An 18,358-nucleotide genomic window follows, 5' to 3' on the forward strand; every position below is an offset into this window, starting at 1 on the left:
TTCCCCCCTATTTTTTAATAGTGCCCGTTCACCTGTTCTCGCCTGTCTTTCCTCCCTCCCCGCCTTCTATACTCTATCGAAAATCATTTATTTGCTCTTTTTGCGATCTAAAAGCACCGCCAGTAGGATAACAACCCCTTTAGCCACTTGCTGGTAAAAAGAGGAAACGTTCAAAAGATTTAAACCATTATCAAGTACGCCGATAATCATGGCCCCGATTAGCGTTCCCCCAATGGTCCCCACACCACCCGCTAAACTGGTTCCTCCCAGGACGACCGCCGCAATGGCGTCCATTTCAAAACTGACCCCTGCGGTCGGTTGCGCCGAATTTAAACGGGATGTTAAAATAATACCGCTTAAAGCCGCCATAAAACCGGCTATAACATATACGGACAACAAGACTCCCTTCGTATTAATTCCTGATAACCGGGTTGCCTCTTCATTACCGCCGATTGCGTAAATATACCGTCCATAGCGATTTTGCTTCAAAAAGATATACGCAGCGGCAAAGATAATCACCATAAGGACGACCGGAACCGGAATCCCGGCAATATAACCACCACCCAGCCAGCGGAATTGCTCACTAAGCCCCGTGATCGGACGACCGTCGGTGTAAATCAGGCTGTAACCGCGTACGATGGTCATCATGCCCATGGTGGCAATAAACGGCGGTACCCCTCCCCTGGTAATCAAAAGCCCATTAAAGCCGCCTATGGCGGCACCTAACAACAGTGCGGCGCCAATCGCCACGGCAAGGCCTGTTCCCTGCAGGATTAATCCGGCGGTAACGCTGCCGGCAATCGCAACAATCGAACCGACGGACAGGTCGATGCCGCCTGTCAGGATAACCAATGTCATGCCTACACTGATAATCGCATTCAGGGATATTTGCCGGGCTACGTTCAACAGATTGCTCACCGTCAAAAACTCCTCGGAAATCAATGCAAGTGAAACACTGACAAGGAGCAGCCCCAATAGCGGACCAAGTTTTTTAAGAAGATTTGTTTTCGACGTTAACAACTCATTTGCCTGTAACACTGGTTGCGCCCCCTCCTCTTCCGGTTGCAAAAGCCATAATTTTTTCCTGCGTAGCTTCGGCTATGGCCAGTTCTCCTGTTATTCTGCCCCTAGACATGACCAGTACCCGGTCGCTCATTCCCAGTATTTCCGGTAGTTCGGAGGATATCATTAAAATACCTACCCCCTCCGAAACCAACATATTCATAATGTGGTAGATCTCAGCCTTGGCCCCCACATCTACTCCACGGGTCGGCTCATCCATGATCAGAATTTTCGGTTTATTCGAGAGCCATTTGGCAATAACGACCTTTTGCTGGTTGCCGCCGCTGAGGTCCCGCACGGCTTTATTTGCATGGGGCGTCCGAATCTTCAATTTATCAATATACTGCCGGATTAAATTATTCTCATCCGAAGTTTGGATAAAGGTTTGCCGGCAAACTGCCTGCAACGCCGCCAGAGAAATATTTTGGCCGACCGTCATAGATAACACAAGCCCTTCATGCTTGCGATCTTCCGTAATTAAGCCCATGCCGGCCCGGATTGCGTCAGCAGGCGAACGAATCGCTTTTTTCTCCCCTACTACCCAAACCGTTCCGCCGGTAATCCGGTCCGCGCCAAAAATAGCGCGCGCCAGTTCTGTTCGTCCCGCGCCCATCAGTCCGGCCAAACCGACAATTTCACCGGCCCGTACGGATAAGGATATATCCTGCAGCACTCCGGGGCGGTTCAAACCCTCGACACGTAAAACTTCCCTGCCCATAGTGACGCTTATCTTGGGAAACCGCTCGGTAATCTCGCGTCCGACCATCATGGTTACCAGTTGGTCAAAAGATGCCCCGGCCGTTGCAACCGTACCGACATAGCTGCCATCCCGCATTACCGTAATACGGTCACTTAAAGCAAATAATTCTTCCATCCGGTGCGAAATGTAAACAATGGCAACACCCTGGGCGGCCAGTTGCCGGATAATCGCAAATAAAGATTCCGTTTCCCGTTCCGTTAAAGCCGCCGTCGGTTCGTCCATGATTAAAATGCGCGTTTTGTAAGACAGCGCTTTGGAGATTTCCACCATTTGCTGTGCGCCAATACTCAGCTCGGAGATCACTGTGTCCGGTTTAATTGTACTGCCCAGTTGCGCAAGAATGGCTTGTGCCTTTCTATACATATCTTTTTTATCTACAAAGCCCAAATGAGTTTGCGGTTCACGTCCCAAGAAAATATTTTCCATAACCGTAAGCTCGGGAATCAGGTTTAATTCCTGATGAATGATGCCGATGCCTGCTTCCTGGGCCTGACGTGGTCCGGAAAATGCAATTGACTCTCCGGACAGCCGAATCTCTCCTGCGTCCTTGCTGTATACACCACTTAACACTTTCATTAACGTAGATTTTCCCGCACCATTCTCACCCAGCAAAGCATGTATTTCTCCGCTATATAAAGAGAAATCAACCTCTTTCAAGGCCTTCACGCCCGGAAATTCTTTGACAATTCCCCGCATTTCGAGCAATGGCTTATTCTCCACAGCTCTACCTCCTTAGCAAATCTGCTAACATGAATTACCGGTCCATTCAAAAAACAACACCGGATTGTAAAATGACATTTGCATAGGGCGTAAATTCACCTGTCCGGATAATGGCTGCCGCGCTATGCGTTATTTTTTTAAATTCTTCATGTGTAACCTTGCTAACCGGGATCCCCTTAATAATTTTCAGCATGTTCTGATGGAGCAGCGGGCTGACGCTTTCCATCTCAGCTGCAACCACGGCATTTTCCACCTGCAGCTCTTCCAGCACAACCTTTAAAGTAGAAAGAAAATCCGGAATTCCCCTGGTAAGTGCTAAATCGATCCTTTTAACACCGGAGGGAACAGGCAGTCCCGCATCACCGATCACCAGCATATCATAATGTCCCATGCCGGCAATCACTTCGCTGATTTCTTTATTCAGCACGCCATTTTTTTTCATACATTTTCACCTTTTTTCTCATATACTTTTCGACTGCATCCTTTGAAGGTAAAGCGGATTGCGCCCCCTCTCGGGTCACTGACAAGCCGGCAGCCACCGCAGCAAAATGCAAGGCGGTTTCAAGCGGCTGCCCTTCCGCAAGCCCGGCGGCTACAGCTCCGGTATAGCAATCCCCGGCCGCCGTGCTGTCGACGGCTTGTACCTGAATAGCCGGGACCGCCTTTACCATTCGTTCAGCAATCAGCAGCGCTCCGGCGGCCCCCATCGTGACGATGATTTGTTTCACACCCGTTTGCAGCAATTTTTTTCCTGCTGCAACAGCCTCCTGCTGCGAACGTACCGGCATACCGGTTAAAGCGGCCAGCTCGGTTTCATTCGGAGTCAGTATATCTACCAGCCCCAAGATCCCGGCATCCACAGTCCGGGCAGGTGCCGGATTATAAATTACTTTCCAGCCCTGCTCACCGGCAGTGCGAATGGCATATTCCACGGTTGCCGGCGGTACTTCATTTTGTAGCAGCACAATACCCGGATTCTTCGTTTTCGCTAAAGCAGCCTGTACGTCGCCGGGATTGCATTCCTGATTCGCACCGGCAACCACTACGATAGTATTTACTCCTTTATCGGCCACAGTAATTAATGCCACGCCTGTCGTTTTTCCTGTCACCGACCGCACCTGTGAAGTCTCCACTCCGGCCAGTCTCAAGCTTTCCAGCAGTTCTGCCGCAAAATTGTCCTGTCCCACACAACCGACCATGGTTACCCGCGCCCCTAGTTTTGCCGCGGCAACCGCCTGGTTGGCGCCCTTGCCGCCCGGAAATGTTGCAAAATTCCTGCCAAAAACCGTTTCACCCTGCTGCGGTAATTGACAGACAGTGACAACCAAATCCATATTCAAACTGCCTATCACCAGTACCGGCAAGGCGCAAGCTGCCATTGTTTCCTTGTTCATGCCTACTCCTCCAGTAGTATGTTTCCGCTGCACGTCGAATTACGTATGACTAATTCCGGGCGGAATTTTTCCGCCTGCACCGCACGGTCCTTATCAGAAAGCAGGGTCAGCAAAATGTCTACCGCTTTTTGCCCCATTTGATAAACCGGCTGACGCACCGTAGTCAAGGACGGCTTATACCATCTGGCCATCCAAATATCATCATAACCGGCTACCATTACTTCCTGCGGCACCTTAATCCCCCGCTCGGCAAGACACTCCATCGCACCAAAGGCGATCAAATCATTGGCCGCAAAAATGGCATCAAAGGACTCCTCATTTTTTAATAGCCGCGCCGCATTTTGGTACCCGCTGTCAAAAGTAAACTCGCCGTGCAGAATTAAATTACTTGAAAATAAAATCCCCTCTTCTGCTAAAGCATCCTGATATCCCTGAAACCGTTCCGCCGCAACAGACAGCCGGGCTGCGCCTCCCAGAAAGGCAATTTTCTCTGCCCCTTGCTCAATCAGATGTCTTACCGCCAGCATGGCTCCATAGTAGTTATCCACACCGACAGAATTCACGTTGGCTACATTGGACTGTCTGTCTAAGGTGACTACCGGCAAGGCTAACTCCGACAGCAAAGCCAGATTTTCATCACCATGAATGCCTCCGGTAAAAATGACTCCGTCTACCTGTTTGCTATAGAGAAAATGGATGTACCGGTTCTCCTCCGCGGCATAGCCGTCCGAATTACACAAAATAACGGCATAATCATGTTTGCGGGCAGCATCTTCTATCCCCCGTACCAAGGCAGGAAAAAAAGGATTTTCGATATCCGGAATAATGAGCCCAATACTTTTTGACTCTTTAATTTTCAACGCCCTGGCTACGGCATTGGGATAATATCCCGTCGTTTCAACCGCCGTCTGTACTTTTTTCATTAGCTGTGGCGAAACAATGCCGCTGCCGTTTAAAATTCGCGAAACGGTTGCGATGGATACCCCTGCGGCCCGCGCAACATCTTTAATTGTTGTTTTCGTATTTTTCATAGGTTATATCTCTTTATTAGCCAGATTTTCATGTAAACGTTTACAAGAGTATTGTAAACGTTTACAACAGTAACTGTCAATATATTTCTGAAAATTTTTTATTATTTTTAAATTAAAAAAAATAAAACCGTCTCCACTTTATTCCGGCTAATAGCCATGATAAAAAAAGGCCCCTGCAGGCACAGCAGGGTGCCCCAGGAGCATTCGCTGTGTCCGGACACACTTTCACACCAAAACCCAGCAAAACACAACATATGATAAACATGGAGGTATAAATAGAAGTCAAGGAAATCCGTTTCCTCAACATCAGTATATATCATTTATTCTGCTAAAACTGTCGAACTCTGCCAGCCAATAAGGAATCCTCCACTATCGGCAGCTTTTGATTCAGCTTCCTGAATACATTGCAGTAGACCCATGCGGCGTTTAACAGCAGCAAAGCACTGGTAACAAAAAACACATAGGCAATTCCAAAACGGGCGGCAATCTGGCCACCGACTATGGCACCGCTAAAAGTTCCTAAAAACTGAGCAGACTGGTTATAGCCAAAAACCCGTCCGGCCACAGCATCCGGAGTACTTTTCTTGAGCAGGGTATTAATAGACGGCAGCAAGGCTGCGGTAGCCAAACCCAGTAAAAAACGCAGTCCCAAAAGCTGCCATTCATTCTCCACCAAGGCCTGGGGAACAAACAAACATCCTGCCAGAACCAGCGCAGCCAGCATAACTTTATGTGCACCAATACGGTCGGATAACTTTCCCAGCCACGGCGCAGCCAATATGCCGGCTATGCCGGAAGCAGCAAAAATCATGCCGGAAAGCAAGGCAATATGCTCATTTTCCGGGGACAATACCTTTACATATACGGTAATGATCGGTTCAATCGAAAATAACGCCAGCTGCAGCATAAAAGTAGTGACAAACATGGAAACCAGCAAATGCTTATCCGGCAGACGCTGCCAGATAGCCTGAAAACCAAGAACCGCCTCCGGCTTATGCAGGGGTTTTTCCCTGACAAAACATAAAGTGAGCATAAAGGCAATCAGCAGCAGCGCCCCCATAGCAAAGAATACATTTCTAAAACCCAGAATCTCCACCATATAGCCGCCCAGTAAAGGGCCCAGCAGTGTGCCGCCGACAACTCCCGTAGAAAGTGTCCCCAAAGCCCAGCCGGCCCGTTCTTTCGGAGTCTGGGTAGCGATAAGCGTGACAGCACCTGAATTAAACCCGGCAATTGTCCCCAGCAGCAGGCGCAAGCCCACCAACTGATATACGTTCTGAACAAAACCTGTACAGCTAATCACCACCGACATTCCCAGGCTGGCCCTGAGCAGCATGGCTTTCCGGCCATAAGTGTCGGCCAGCTTTCCCCACAGCGGTGAAAAAATCGCCAATACCAGCGTGGTACTGCCAAATGCTATTCCTGACCACATTTCAATATCCGCAGTGTCATGCACCCCCAAATGATCAATGTATAAAGGCAGTACGGGCGCCACCTGACTTAATGCCGAGGCTGTGGCAAACGCCCCCAGCCAGCAAATAAATAAATTTCGTTTCCACATTTCCATAATGAAAGCCTTCCTTACTATCTGCACTCACTGCAGAATATTAATGTTCGTCAGCCACAACCTCCAGCCCCCGGATGAAAGTATCTACCAATTGCATAAAACTTTTCTCCCGGTCTGCCGGCTGAGCAAACCAGCCGCCGGCTTCCAAAGCCACAAACCCATGCATAATGCTGCGTAAGCCGCGAACAGCATGAATCAGTTCATGTTCCGGCAAATGGTAGGGCTGCAAAACAGCATACAGTACGGCCATCAGCTCTTGTGTAGCCACTTTTACCAGTTGATCATCCCGATAAGCCCGTGACACAATGCCTTGATACAAGCCGGGCCGTTCATGCGCAAAATTCCGGTAAGCCGCAGCAACAGCATGAATAGCATCCCGCCCTGCTTTGCCGATTGCTGCGCCGCTAATCCTTGCTTTAAGCTCGCGGCTTCCAAAAACCGCCAAGCCGCGGCGCAAGTCCGGTAAGCCCTGTATATGATTATATAAGGATGGTTTGCGGACCCCTAATGCTTCAGCAATGGCTGTCAATGTGACATTGTCCAGTCCGGATTGATCGGCAATGTTTGCAGCCGTCTCGATTAGTACCTGGTAGCTAAGCCCTGCACGCGTGCCCAAAATAAGCACCTCCCGTATGCTTCGGCAACATCTGTCATATAACACAATTAAACTAACTAATATAAAGATAATACTAACATCATTAGTTTGTCAAGGAAATATCCTATTCTGTCTGCAGGATTACGTCAAAAAATGTCTAAGTATGCTACACTTTGCTATTCTTAGCATAACAGCACTTCATGCTATCGTTTTATTCCCTGCATAAATACCGCTAATCTGGGATGTAGAGGACTATAATTAACGCGAGTCTTGACATAGCAAAGCATGTTATATTATTCTAAACGGGTAATTGAGATGCTCTGTTTCCCGCTGGGCGGAAAACAGTAAGGAAGTGATTGCGTGGGTCAATCCCCGATACTCCCCCCTCCTGCTTCGCCAGAGCCAAAATCCCGGTGGGCGAAAATAATCTGGATAACGCTGGGTTTATTGCTATTAACCTCTATCTTTTTTCTGGCCGGGGCCATATACGGCTTTATCACCGAACAGCCTGCAACCAATACACTGGCTAAGACTTTAACGGTGCCCCTAAAAGAAAAAGTCAATGTTTTAGTACTCGGTGTCGATGAACGCAATGACGATGCCGGACGTTCGGACACGATTTTTGTGGTGACGGTCAATCCTCAAAGCAAGAAGCTTACTATGGTTTCAATTCCGCGCGACACCCGGGTAAAAATTCCCGGGCATGGCTGGGACAAAATTAATCACGCCTTTGCCTATGGCGGTTCCAGACTTTCCAGAGCCTCGGTTGAAAATCTGCTAGGCATATCCATAGATTACACGGTGGAAATCAATACCAGCGGTTTTGTCCGTATGATTGATATTCTGGGGGGGATCCCCCTCACCGTTGACAAAGCCATGCATTACTCCGACCCTTACGACGACAACGGCGGACTGTATATTGACCTTCGCCCCGGAACACAGCGCCTGAACGGCCAGACAGCTGTCGAATACGTCCGCTACCGCGACGAAGAGGGCGATATCGGCCGGGTAGCCCGGCAGCAGAAGTTTCTGCAGGCCCTTGTGAACGAATGCACCAAGCCACAAATTATTACTAAACTGCCGGAAATCATCAGTCAGTTTGCCTCCACCGTAAAAACCGATATGCCCATAAAGAAAATGATAAGCCTCATCCCCATTGTCAGTGAGGCGGCTAAAAACGGCCTGCAAACCGAGTGGGTAACCGGCACACCGGCATACCTGGGGGAAGTCAGCTACTGGCTGCCGGATATTAGGGCTTTGCGGGCCAAAATGGCTATTGTCCAGGGCTATGCATTTAATGAAAATTACAGACAAGCTACCGAACGGCTGGCCAGGGAATATGAATTGTCTATCCCTCGGGATTTTGAAGTAGCTATGGCTGCTGCCGACAACAAACATTCTTATGAAGAAACGAAATCAGAGCCGGAACGAACGAGAAAAACTCCAAGCAAGGCCGGAAAAAGGGAAACAGAAACACCGGATTCTAAGTCCGGCGATAAAACCGGAAAAACACCGGCAGATAAACCGAACCTTTCTCCCTTGCCGCCAGTTCCCCCTCCCAACCGGCTTTCTCAAGAACCGGTCACCGGTAAAAAGGTCGCTGAAGATCACCGAAGCGGCGATTTAGGAGTGAATTAAACCGGCTAAGTCTCCACAGACAAAAGTAAAGCAAGCGTTGATCAGGATGATCCGCTTGCTTTACTTTTGTCTGCCTTCCGCAGGCATAATTGCGGGCTGATATTTACCGAATCCAGGTATTCCTGCTTCGTGCATTACTCTAGAATACGGGCTTTAGCCGCTTCAGCCAACACATCGAGGGTGTCCAGCAACGGTAAGTCGTCCATACACTGCGACAGCAATACCGGCAGATCGGTACAGGCTAAAACAACGCCTTCTGCACCCCGGGCTTGCAAATGCCTGATTATGCTGCATACGGCCGACTCATCTTCTGACAGCCGCTGTCCCCGCACAATTCTTACAATAATATTGGTTAATAGTTCTTGCTGGCCTTGACCCGGCAGCAAAACTTCTATTCCCCTCTGAAACAAAGCATTGCTGTACAATTCGGACCGTATGATTTCCGTGGAGGCAAGAATGCCCACTCTTTTCCATTTCATAGAGTCGCCGATATACTTACAGGTTTCCTCAACAATACTTAGTACCGGCACCGGTGAAGCCTGCCTGATTTTCGGGAAAAAAGTATGAGCCGTATTACAGGGAATCACCAAAAAGTCGACTTCACGGCCAAGCCGCCGGATGCCCTCCAGCACCAAGTCCTGCAATACCGGCCTTCCTTGTTTGCACTTCAGCCAAGCATCGGTAAGTTGAAAAGGTTCGGGAACACTATAGAGCAAGACAGGCGGATAGCTTTCCTGCAAACGGAACTTACTGACCAGTTTCAGATAAAATAAGGCGGTGGCATCCGGTCCCATCCCGCCGACAATACCGCAGGTTCTCATCTTAGCCGCCTTTTCCCGTATGCCGGGTCAAAATCTGTCCAGAAAATCCGTCATGTCCAAATAAAAGTTCTACGCCGTTTTGCCCCTCCCGCACTGCATACCCATAAAAGCCCAGATTCAGCATAAACTGCTGTGAATCCAGATCCGCACCGGACACACTGACCCGGCAGACCGGATTGGAAATAGGATGTTTTATATTCAAATGTAAAACATATCGCAATAAATTGCCATATTTTAATTTTAACTGTTTAATAAGAAAGCCCTGTTGCAATACAAAACGTAAAGAAGGATAATTACGGGGTGCTACAGTAAGAAGAATATGTTCATATCCTTTGTTAGTCAATTTATGCAATTGTCTGGTAATAATATTTTTTAGTAGACCCTGCCGTTGAAAAGCCGGATGAATAGCCGCAGGTCCCCAATGAGCAACTTTCAACAAATCCTTTTCATGAAGACCGGCATCCAAACCAAGATTGTGAGCTTTCATTTTCGGGAAAGAAACAAGGTTGTAACCGATTAATTGCCCCTGCATAAAAATTCCCAGAGAACTTTCTTCGCCTATTAATGTTTCCTGAAAATAATCTATAGATTCCTTATAATAATTTTCTTTGTCTGTCAGGTTTTCTATAACTAAGTCCTGTAGTGCCAGGATCTGCGGTATATGCTCGGCATGTAAAAATCTGAACTCATAGCCTGGTTGACTATCCGTCATAACTCCTCCTCGAAAAAATTACGGCATTACGGGAAAATGAACAAAAAACTCCGTTCCCTGGCTGCCGGTATGAACGGTAATTTGGGCTTTATGCCTTGAGGCTATGCTGTAGCAAATGGCCAGCCCCAAACCCGCAGCACTTTCTTTCGTTGTTTGAAATGGAATACCGATATGCTCCAGTATTTCTTTTTGAATACCGCCTCCCTGATCGGCTATCGCCAATACTACTGTCCTGTCTTCCAGATAGGTCTTAATCCGTACCGTCCCTTTTCCCGGCATGGCTTCCAGGCCGTTGCGGACCATATTTAACAGTAACTGATGAATTTCCTGCTTATCCAGCAGCAAATCCGGCACCGGTTCCAACTCTAACGACACCGTTTTGTTGTTTATAGCCGCATCGGCCTGTATCAAAGGCGCTATCGCATGGATAACGTCATTTAGATTGGTGCATACCGGATTAATGGCTTTATTTTTGGCCAGGGATAAAAATTCACTGATAATGTTATTTGCCCGGTCCAGCTCCTCAATCATAATATGATAATATGAGGCATGAGACGAGCCGGACTCTTTGGAGGCAATCATCTGTAAAAATCCCCGTACCGTAGTCATTGGATTCCGCACTTCATGCGCCAGTCCGGCCGCCATCTCCCTGACCAGTCCCAGTTTCTCCAGACGGGCCATCTGTTTTTCCATCTTGCGCTGCTGGGTAATATTGCGGATCACGGATAAGATGGTATCCGGCTGCTCCCGTTCATAGAATTCCGGTATGATATGCGCCTGCAGCCAATAAGTGCTTCCCTGGCTGCTCCTGAAAGGAAACTCGATTACATGCTCGCGGGGCTCTGGTTTTTCCTCGCGGAACACAGTGTCAATTTCCTCCTGAAAGCTGCGAGGCATACCCAGTACGTCCAGCTTTTTGCCAAACAGTTCCCGGACCGGACGCGGGAAATACAATTCGAACACCGGATTGATATAAGTAATAACCCCTTCCCTGTCAATCCGCAAAATGATATCCTGGGCGTTTTCCACCAAAGTCTGAAATTCTTTCTCCCGTTTATACAGCAAGGCATTTTGTTCCCGAATCCTGGCAAAGTTACTTTGCAGCTTCTCGGCCATTTCATTAAAAGCTGCCGCCAGAGCACCAAATTCATTATGGTTCTGCAATTTAACCCTGGCTGCCAGATCCCCGGCAGCGATGGCCTCAGCTCCTTCCTTTAGAGATTTAATGGGTTCAGCCACATACTTTTGTGTTAACAAAAAAATAAAGGAGAAAATAATCATCAGCGTGGCGAAATAGGCAACCAGGACCGGACGTAAGACCATACCCACTTTAGTCTGCAATTCCTCTTCGTCCATCACGGCAACTACTTTCCACCCCGATTCAGCCGATCGATCCACACAAATCAGGCGGTTTTTCCCGTCCAGCATAATCTGTTGTATTTTCCCATCTTCCACTTCAGAAAAAGCATCCGGTAAGTGAAGTTCCTGTGGTGTACGCATCAGCCATTCTCTATGACGGGGCGACACGATAATTTTATTATTTTTATTCAGTATCATTACATATCCGCTTAAACCAATTTTAAGTTCTTCCACCTCTCTTTGAAACTCCATCAAATTCCATCCTGTTACTACCACGCCTACCGGATTCCCATGATGTTCAACGGCACGGGCGACAGCCACCACCATTTCTCCTGTCGTATGCATGATATAAGGGTCGGTAAGACAGGCCTGTCCTCTGTTTTTCATTGCCGCCTGATACCACGGACGGGTTCTGGGGTCATAACCCTGCTGCGTGAAATAATCGGGATATTCAAAATATCCACCCTGTTCTGTTCCTAACGCCAACCCCTCAATTTGAGAAAATATGGTAGTATACTTAGTAAACCCCTGGTAAATATCTAAAAGTTCATTATTCGTATCAGTAATTTGTTGATTGCCAATAGAGTTTATTAACGATAAAGTCCCGTCATCCATTGCCAGCAAGGTAACCGCTTCATAAGCCGGTTTAATCGCACCATCGTTAATTCTGGTATGAACCTTACTGATCACACTCTGGGCATAGGCTCCAAAATCCTCGCGCACCTGCCGGGCAACAGTTTTTTCGATAAAAAAACAGCCAAGCAGATAGGGAATAAAGCAGGCAATAAATGTCCAAAAAAGCAATTCTCCGCGTAATGATTTTTTTTTCAATGGGAGATCATCCTCTAAAATAAAATATAAAACCGTATACTACTTTCTTTTCATAGTCAGTGTTATATTTTTGAAAAACTGTAATTTATTTTACAAATCATAATTCTCCATTTCTCGCACATAACCTGCTATTTTTGTCAAATTTTTTCAAAATATGCAAAACACGTCAAAAAATGCAGGACCTTCTTATCCTCTACAGAAGTAAAAACCGGATTTTGTCATAAAGAAGTAAGGCCTGATGGCGCGCCATCAGGCCTTACTTCTTACTGTTTATGATTCTCTTTTCCCAACATACGATTTTTCGCATTATGTAAAGCGACCATTCGCAGTTTCACTACAATTATTCCGCCAGGATCGTCTTAACATATTGATAGACCTTCATCAATTGTACCTCACTGTCAAAACGCAGCCAATCCTCCCGGCCATATTCTTTATAGACCAATTCCAGTTCTCCATCGCCTCCATCCTGATGCATCAGGATTTCAGCCAGTTGGCTATATGGTATAATATAGGCTTCCGGTTGCTGTCCTGCCGCTAACCGGCGGCCAAATAGGTACAATGCCTGCCCGGTCACGACCAGAATATCCAATTCGCCTTCACGTTCAATTTCGGACGCCACCAGCTGTATGGTTTCTCCCAGCCAAAACCCCTGCGGCACTCTCCGTAATAATTGCCTGGCTTCATGATCTAGTGTTTCAAATTGAAAAACCAGACTTTCTATCCGGACATCGGCGGCAAACTCCCCTGGAATCAAGGTAAAATAAAGTTGTTCTTCCTGCAGAACACCCAGCACGGCCTGTACTTCGGCTTTATAGCTTTTATACACAATAATTCCCGGAACCAGATCCACGGCCATGCGAACAGCCGTCCGGCTGCGTCGCAGTACCCGGCTTAGGCGCTGAATTAGCCGCTCCTTATTGCTGCCAACCGACTTTAACACTATACTATACACTTGATCCGGCAATAGGCCGCACGGCCTGACGGCTTTTGCTTTCCTGACCGTCATTGCGGAACGTTGCGGCAATTGCTGCTTCAGCCGGGAAAAAAACTCACCGGCCTGACGGCGGATGGTTTCCTGATCCAGCCCCTGCCGTTGCCGCTCAGCAATAAACTCATCGTAATATCGTAAGGCATCGGCATAGTTTTTTACGGGATATTGGTGAGCTATGTCGCTGTCACAGCGCGGCACCTCCGGTAACGACGATAAAAGAGGTGCTTCCGGAACCAGAAAATCAGCCAGCTTTTGTCCGCAGCCCGGACAAAACTTTACCGTACCGGCCTGAGGCAGCTTTTCTCCACATACGGGACAAAATTGCAGCACAGTCATCCCCCTATAACAAAAAAATTCCGCTCGGCAGCCACTGCAGCAGCGACTTACATCTATACTATCATTCAACTCTTTTTGTTAAAATCCTCCACAACCAAAGCACCTGCACTCTTAGCTACGGGAAAGGCCGGCCTTTACTGCGGGACAATAACGATTTTTACCGGTAAGTTCGAAGCTCCGGGGGGGCTGAAAGTGAACGACAACGGCTCACCACTGTCGAAGGTCCCTAGAAAAGAAAAATCTTCATTTTTATTATTGCCAAAGCTTACCCGGTCCTGCGGTGTAGCCAGCGGGCTCCAGTACACCCCCGGATTTTGTATGCCAATCATTCCGGCATACTCCCCGCCCCGGGGAACAAGATAACAGGCAAAACGTCCCCCGCTTTTGGAAGGGAAATCGATTTGATAAGCAACACCATAATTGCCGTAGTTAATTACCTCAGCCCCGTTAACGGCATCCGTGCCTCTTACATACCGATCTTCCCGGTTATCCGCCAGGGTGATTGCCACCACGCCATGTTCCTGGGGATCATATTCTTTAATCGGCTTCACATAGCGGTTGGCGCCGGTAAATGTACCCCGGAGATATGCCGGGTCCGGCGGCAGCCTCTTGGCCTTGGCGGCAAATATATCGCTGTCCTCCAGAACCGGCATCATCATTACCTTGACCGTTACCGGACGGTCGGCAGAAATGTCAAAGATCCCATTGATCAGCATATTCGACAACATAGCGACTTTACCGATTTGAGGCGACAGACTCTTAATACCCTTGGCCGGCACATGAATTTGATAACTCTGCTTACTGGTAAAATAAGACTGCTGGGCCGCTTTCCCGACCTTCATCCAACCATACTCCGGGCCCGCTAATCCATATCGGCTAACCGTTACGGTAGCTGCCGCCGGCCCCTTATTTTCAATCACAACATCAAATTTTTTGGCATGCGCCGTGGCATTAACATGATAGAAAAACAACCGCGCATTTCCTTCCACCTGATCCTGATATAGAATACCATCTTCGCTTACCATCTCCGGACTATCGGAAAGCAGCAGCTTGGTTGAATCGGAACTGGCAATGACCGTCCACTCCGGCAAAAATTCAACATCCACTCCCTGCAGGCCGTATTTCTCCGCCTGTACCGGCGAGGCCGTCAGCAGAAACAGCACTACAGCCAACAAAGCCAGTTTTCTTACAAATCCCATGTTTTCCCTCCACACCAACACATAATATTGCTTTTTCAGCCTGTCCGGCCGCAAAATAAAAAGAGACCGTCCTCCGAGTCAATTGCCTCACTTCAGTGAGCAACCAACACCGTGCCGCTCCCTCTCCGGTATTTAATTATACCACTTTTTCTCCTATAGGTAACCAAATTTGGACAAGAATTAGCAAAGGCTGCAAAAACGGTCTGGGATTTTTCTCCAAATTTTTACATATTTTGCAAATAGCTTCTTGAAAAACGCCTTTACTTATGCTATAATTAATTAATTTGTATAACAAATCTTCTTCGATTTCACATAAACAACATGACCCCTCGCATGGTACACATGAGAAGGGTTCTTTGTCTTATATATGAAAGGAACTCCCGTGTAGTCGCAATACACGAGAGTTCCAATATTTCTTACGATTTTCTTTAAAAATGGAAATCGAGCCGGGTACGGATTAGTTTACGGGTGCTGTCTTTGTCCATAGAGGTATCTGTACCGGAAATATTGAGCTTCTGGTGGCCATACAGGGTTGTCCACTGTATATCTTTTCCGATTGCGTAGTCAACCCCCAGAATCCAGCCTTTCATATCTGACGGCAGGGAACTCCATTCGTCATCATGCGAGGGATCGCCATATTTTTGCAGCTTCAGCACCCGCAGATAGGCTCCGAAGGACCCGGGGCTCTTCAAATCCATACCCTTATAGTCCAGTCTGAATTGCTGGCTGTAGTCATAGTCATCGGCATTGGTTTTGGCATAGGACCCGGTGATTTTTACATTATCCATGATTTTAGCGCTGACATCGATTCCGCCCCATTTGGTAATGCCGCTGTCTTTTTGCAGGGTGCCGTTGCTTAGGGTTTCGTCTCCCGTTGCTTCATTGCCCCCCACCAGCAGGTTGACATTTACCGCTTTGGATAAATCGGCATTCAGGTTTAACCCATACATAGTTGTGTTGGCAGCATTGGTCAAATTGATGGAATTGCCGTTGCCGTCAAGCTGCGTGGGCCGGAAATTGAACACGCTGACTTTGTAGCTCGGTCCGGCATAGTCAAACTGGACACCGCTGCCCGAATGCCCCCATACCAGGTTGGATCCATATCCCCACCATTTTTTACCGGCCGTGACGTCCACTGCACCAATCGAACCGGTGGCCCAGATTCTCTGGAAGGTACCGTCGTTTTCTCCCCAGGACCGGTTTGTGCTGTAGGTTTCATTGGTTTCGCTCTGGAAATGGGCTTCCCAGCGGTCGTTCACTTTCATATTGGCTTCAAAGTCCATATAGAAATGCTTGTTGCCGTTGCCGTTGACCGGGCTGGTTTCTCCTTCCACGGTGTCGCTGTCATAATTAGCCCGTACATAACCAAAGAACTTGACGTTATCCACCCGGCTTTCCAGATTGTCAATGCGTACGCCCATATTATCCAGTTCACGGGAATATTCGTGCGACAGCTTTTCAATCAAAGCCTTATTGTCCGCATCGGCTTTTTCTTGTTTGGAAATGGCTTTGCCGACTATCACGGCCATCTCATAACGGGTCAGCGGTTTGTCGCCTTTAAAGGTATTGTCGTCATAGCCGGTTACCACACCGTCATGTACCAGTTTTTCCACTGCCGCATAGGACCAGTGGCTGGCCGGGACATCGTCAAACGGATTGACCGGAGCCGCCAGCGCCGTGCCGCCAAATCCCATGGCTATCACTAACGCCAGCACTGCAAGTGATTTTTTCTTCATTGTCTTCTCTCCCCTTAGCTTACTGTTTTGGGTTGGCCTGAACACACCTAAGATTCTTTTTTTGAGTCCCCCGTGTTTTCTCAATATTTTCTTTCTCAGGTTCTGTTCAATCCTTTATCTGGACACTGCAAGAACTGTGGCAAACCAGACAGGCACCTCCTTTTTTATAGTCAGTTCTGTCAGTGACAGATACAAGTTCGCTTCTCAATACTCTATTCACGGTTTATAGTGTAAGGCCAGCACCGCTTTGTTCTGACTGTGCCGCTTGTTTTTCTTCCTGTACATGACGTTTATCCTCAATTCGTAAGAACGGCAGGTAAATTACAGCCGCCATGCAGATAAGCAGCGCCTGGAGCAATGCTGCCTGCCACCCGCCGAGAATAAACCCGGATATTAGTGGCGGTGTCGTCCAGGGAACTTGCATAGCGCCAAAAGGTGCCATAAATCCTGATGCAATCGCAAAATAGGTGATAATACCCGATAAAGTCGGAACCAGAATGAAGGGGATCAGCAGCAGCGGATTTAATACTATCGGGAAACCGAAGAGGATCGGTTCGTTAATATTAAATACACCAGGGACAATCGACAATTTACCCAATTGCTGCATCTGTTGGGATTTTGCTAAAAAGATCATCGCCACAACTAAACCCAATGTCATTCCGGAACCACCAAAGGTAATAAACTGATCAACAAACTGTTGAGTAACAATATAGGCATTTTGCCCGGCAATCAATTGTCCGCCGGCATTAAGAATGTCCTGATTAGCCAATGCATTCGCTCCAACAATCGGACTCATAACGCCGTTCATAACCACTGCCGGTCCATGAATTCCAAACCACCAGAAGAAGGAAATAAGAAACGGAATAGCGATAGCGCCGAATAACGAACTCGTCAAACCCTGAAGAGGCATTTGTAATACTTGATAAATAACTTCAATCAGTGTTTTTCCTGCCATTGCTTTAAATAATGTATAGACTAGAAAGGACAACGTAATCGTCACTGTTCCCGGAATTAAAGCTGAGAACGCATTTGCTACCCCTTCCGGCACACCTTCCGGCAATTTAATCGTTATTTTCTTTTTAATAAACCAGGAATAAATGTAAGCTACTGTTATACCGATTAAAATCGCTGCGATCATACCTTTTCCACCTGTCCAGGATTTCGGAATAACACCGCCCACGATTTCACCGCTCTTTGTAGCAACTGATGAAGCAGTTACGATTAAAAACGATACCAATGCTAATACACCTGACGATACAGGCTCACAATTTTCATTTTTTGCATAATGATACGCAACCCCAAAAACACCAACCATAGCAATAACATCAAATGTTGCCCCGGTAACCTGAAAAAGCGGATCCTGCCAGTTTTTTCCGAACAAGCCTGTCATCCACTCGTTCCAGCCGGCTAAAGGTACAAACGCCAATAATAGGAAAATGGATCCGACTAAAGTTAACGGCATGGTAATCATCAAACCGTCTTTCATCGCTACAATGGGCTTGGCATTAGCGAATTTCATAATCGCCGGTGTCATTTTTTCAAATGTTTCCACAAAACTCGCCATTCATCAAAAACCTCCTCATTTTTTAATTCCCCTGTCTAACTG

At 47.5% G+C, this 18,358-nt stretch carries 15 protein-coding genes; 1 reads left to right on the forward strand and 14 read right to left on the reverse strand.

Features of this window, described 5'->3' with window-relative positions; genetic code table 11:
• Positions 1-87: 87 nt before the first annotated feature.
• The 7 genes from P22_RS10035 to P22_RS10070 form a co-directional block, all read right to left on the reverse strand.
• On the reverse strand, positions 88-1,038 hold the full coding sequence (locus P22_RS10035) for an ABC transporter permease subunit (RefSeq protein ID WP_216598061.1): 951 nt from the start codon (positions 1,036-1,038) through the stop codon (positions 88-90).
• A complete protein-coding gene (locus P22_RS10040) occupies positions 1,022-2,542 on the reverse strand; it encodes a sugar ABC transporter ATP-binding protein (RefSeq protein ID WP_235814611.1) in 1,521 nt (506 codons plus the stop codon). Before P22_RS10040 ends, P22_RS10035 begins: the two co-directional genes overlap by 17 nt.
• A 46-nt stretch (positions 2,543-2,588) precedes the next feature.
• Positions 2,589-2,984 carry a D-ribose pyranase gene (gene rbsD / locus P22_RS10045; RefSeq protein WP_054260100.1) on the reverse strand — a complete coding sequence of 132 codons (396 nt, stop codon included), beginning with the start codon at positions 2,982-2,984 and terminating at the stop codon, positions 2,589-2,591.
• Positions 2,959-3,936, reverse strand: coding sequence for a ribokinase (gene rbsK / locus P22_RS10050; RefSeq protein WP_235814612.1), 978 nt, complete (start codon positions 3,934-3,936; stop codon positions 2,959-2,961). Before rbsK ends, rbsD begins: the two co-directional genes overlap by 26 nt.
• 2 nt (positions 3,937-3,938) lie before the next feature.
• Entirely contained in the window at positions 3,939-4,967 is a 1,029-nt protein-coding gene (locus tag P22_RS10055) for a LacI family DNA-binding transcriptional regulator (protein WP_054260101.1), read from the reverse strand.
• A gap of 328 nt (positions 4,968-5,295) precedes the next feature.
• The gene (locus P22_RS10065) at positions 5,296-6,534 is read right to left on the reverse strand and encodes a multidrug efflux MFS transporter (protein WP_054260103.1); all 1,239 of its coding nucleotides are present in this window, start codon (positions 6,532-6,534) and stop codon (positions 5,296-5,298) included.
• Positions 6,535-6,574: 40 nt separating this feature from the next.
• Positions 6,575-7,150 (reverse strand): TetR-like C-terminal domain-containing protein, encoded by a 576-nt coding sequence (locus P22_RS10070; RefSeq protein WP_054260104.1) that lies wholly within the window; start codon positions 7,148-7,150, stop codon positions 6,575-6,577.
• A 339-nt stretch (positions 7,151-7,489) separates the two neighbouring features.
• On the opposite strand from P22_RS10070, the gene P22_RS10075 reads away from it, so the two are divergent.
• Positions 7,490-8,767, forward strand: a complete 1,278-nt coding sequence (locus P22_RS10075; protein WP_054260105.1) for an LCP family protein — start codon at positions 7,490-7,492, stop codon at positions 8,765-8,767.
• A gap of 134 nt (positions 8,768-8,901) precedes the next feature.
• Here the strand turns inward: P22_RS10075 and P22_RS10080 are convergent, their stop codons facing one another.
• The 7 genes from P22_RS10080 to P22_RS10110 all read right to left on the reverse strand — a co-directional run bounded on the left by P22_RS10080 (position 8,902) and on the right by P22_RS10110 (position 18,316).
• Positions 8,902-9,588, reverse strand: a complete 687-nt coding sequence (locus tag P22_RS10080) for an aspartate/glutamate racemase family protein (RefSeq protein ID WP_054260106.1) — start codon at positions 9,586-9,588, stop codon at positions 8,902-8,904.
• A 1-nt stretch (position 9,589) separates the two neighbouring features.
• Positions 9,590-10,300, reverse strand: a complete 711-nt coding sequence (locus P22_RS10085; RefSeq protein WP_054260107.1) for a GNAT family N-acetyltransferase — start codon at positions 10,298-10,300, stop codon at positions 9,590-9,592.
• Positions 10,301-10,318: 18 nt separating this feature from the next.
• Positions 10,319-12,490, reverse strand: a complete 2,172-nt coding sequence (locus P22_RS10090; protein WP_054260108.1) for a PAS domain-containing sensor histidine kinase — start codon at positions 12,488-12,490, stop codon at positions 10,319-10,321.
• A gap of 340 nt (positions 12,491-12,830) precedes the next feature.
• Positions 12,831-13,811, reverse strand: coding sequence for a zinc ribbon domain-containing protein (locus P22_RS10095; RefSeq protein WP_054260109.1), 981 nt, complete (start codon positions 13,809-13,811; stop codon positions 12,831-12,833).
• A gap of 140 nt (positions 13,812-13,951) precedes the next feature.
• Positions 13,952-15,016, reverse strand: coding sequence for a hypothetical protein (locus tag P22_RS10100; protein ID WP_054260110.1), 1,065 nt, complete (start codon positions 15,014-15,016; stop codon positions 13,952-13,954).
• Positions 15,017-15,444: 428 nt separating this feature from the next.
• Complete coding sequence (locus tag P22_RS10105) at positions 15,445-16,752, reverse strand: S-layer homology domain-containing protein (RefSeq protein WP_054260111.1); 1,308 nt, start codon at positions 16,750-16,752, stop codon at positions 15,445-15,447.
• Positions 16,753-16,975: 223 nt separating this feature from the next.
• Positions 16,976-18,316: a PTS sugar transporter subunit IIC gene (locus P22_RS10110; protein ID WP_054260112.1), complete on the reverse strand. Its 1,341-nt coding sequence runs from the start codon at positions 18,314-18,316 to the stop codon at positions 16,976-16,978.
• Positions 18,317-18,358: the final 42 nt, after the last annotated feature.

It is taken from the genome of Propionispora sp. 2/2-37 (assembly GCF_001298735.1).
Taxonomy (GTDB): domain Bacteria; phylum Bacillota; class Negativicutes; order Propionisporales; family Propionisporaceae; genus Propionispora.

What these genes read in the sequence shown, in the direction of transcription:
- P22_RS10105 (WP_054260111.1), bottom strand. Translation starts at nt 16,752, where the DNA reads ATGAAGAAAAAATCACTTGCAGTGCTGGCGTTAGTGATAGCCATGGGA.
- P22_RS10100 (WP_054260110.1), bottom strand. Translation starts at nt 15,016, where the DNA reads ATGGGATTTGTAAGAAAACTGGCTTTGTTGGCTGTAGTGCTGTTTCTG.
- P22_RS10085 (WP_054260107.1), bottom strand. Translation starts at nt 10,300, where the DNA reads ATGACGGATAGTCAACCAGGCTATGAGTTCAGATTTTTACATGCCGAG.
- P22_RS10065 (WP_054260103.1), bottom strand. Translation starts at nt 6,534, where the DNA reads ATGGAAATGTGGAAACGAAATTTATTTATTTGCTGGCTGGGGGCGTTT.
- rbsK (WP_235814612.1), bottom strand. Translation starts at nt 3,936, where the DNA reads ATGAACAAGGAAACAATGGCAGCTTGCGCCTTGCCGGTACTGGTGATA.
- P22_RS10080 (WP_054260106.1), bottom strand. Translation starts at nt 9,588, where the DNA reads ATGAGAACCTGCGGTATTGTCGGCGGGATGGGACCGGATGCCACCGCC.
- rbsD (WP_054260100.1), bottom strand. Translation starts at nt 2,984, where the DNA reads ATGAAAAAAAATGGCGTGCTGAATAAAGAAATCAGCGAAGTGATTGCC.
- P22_RS10055 (WP_054260101.1), bottom strand. Translation starts at nt 4,967, where the DNA reads ATGAAAAATACGAAAACAACAATTAAAGATGTTGCGCGGGCCGCAGGG.
- P22_RS10110 (WP_054260112.1), bottom strand. Translation starts at nt 18,316, where the DNA reads ATGGCGAGTTTTGTGGAAACATTTGAAAAAATGACACCGGCGATTATG.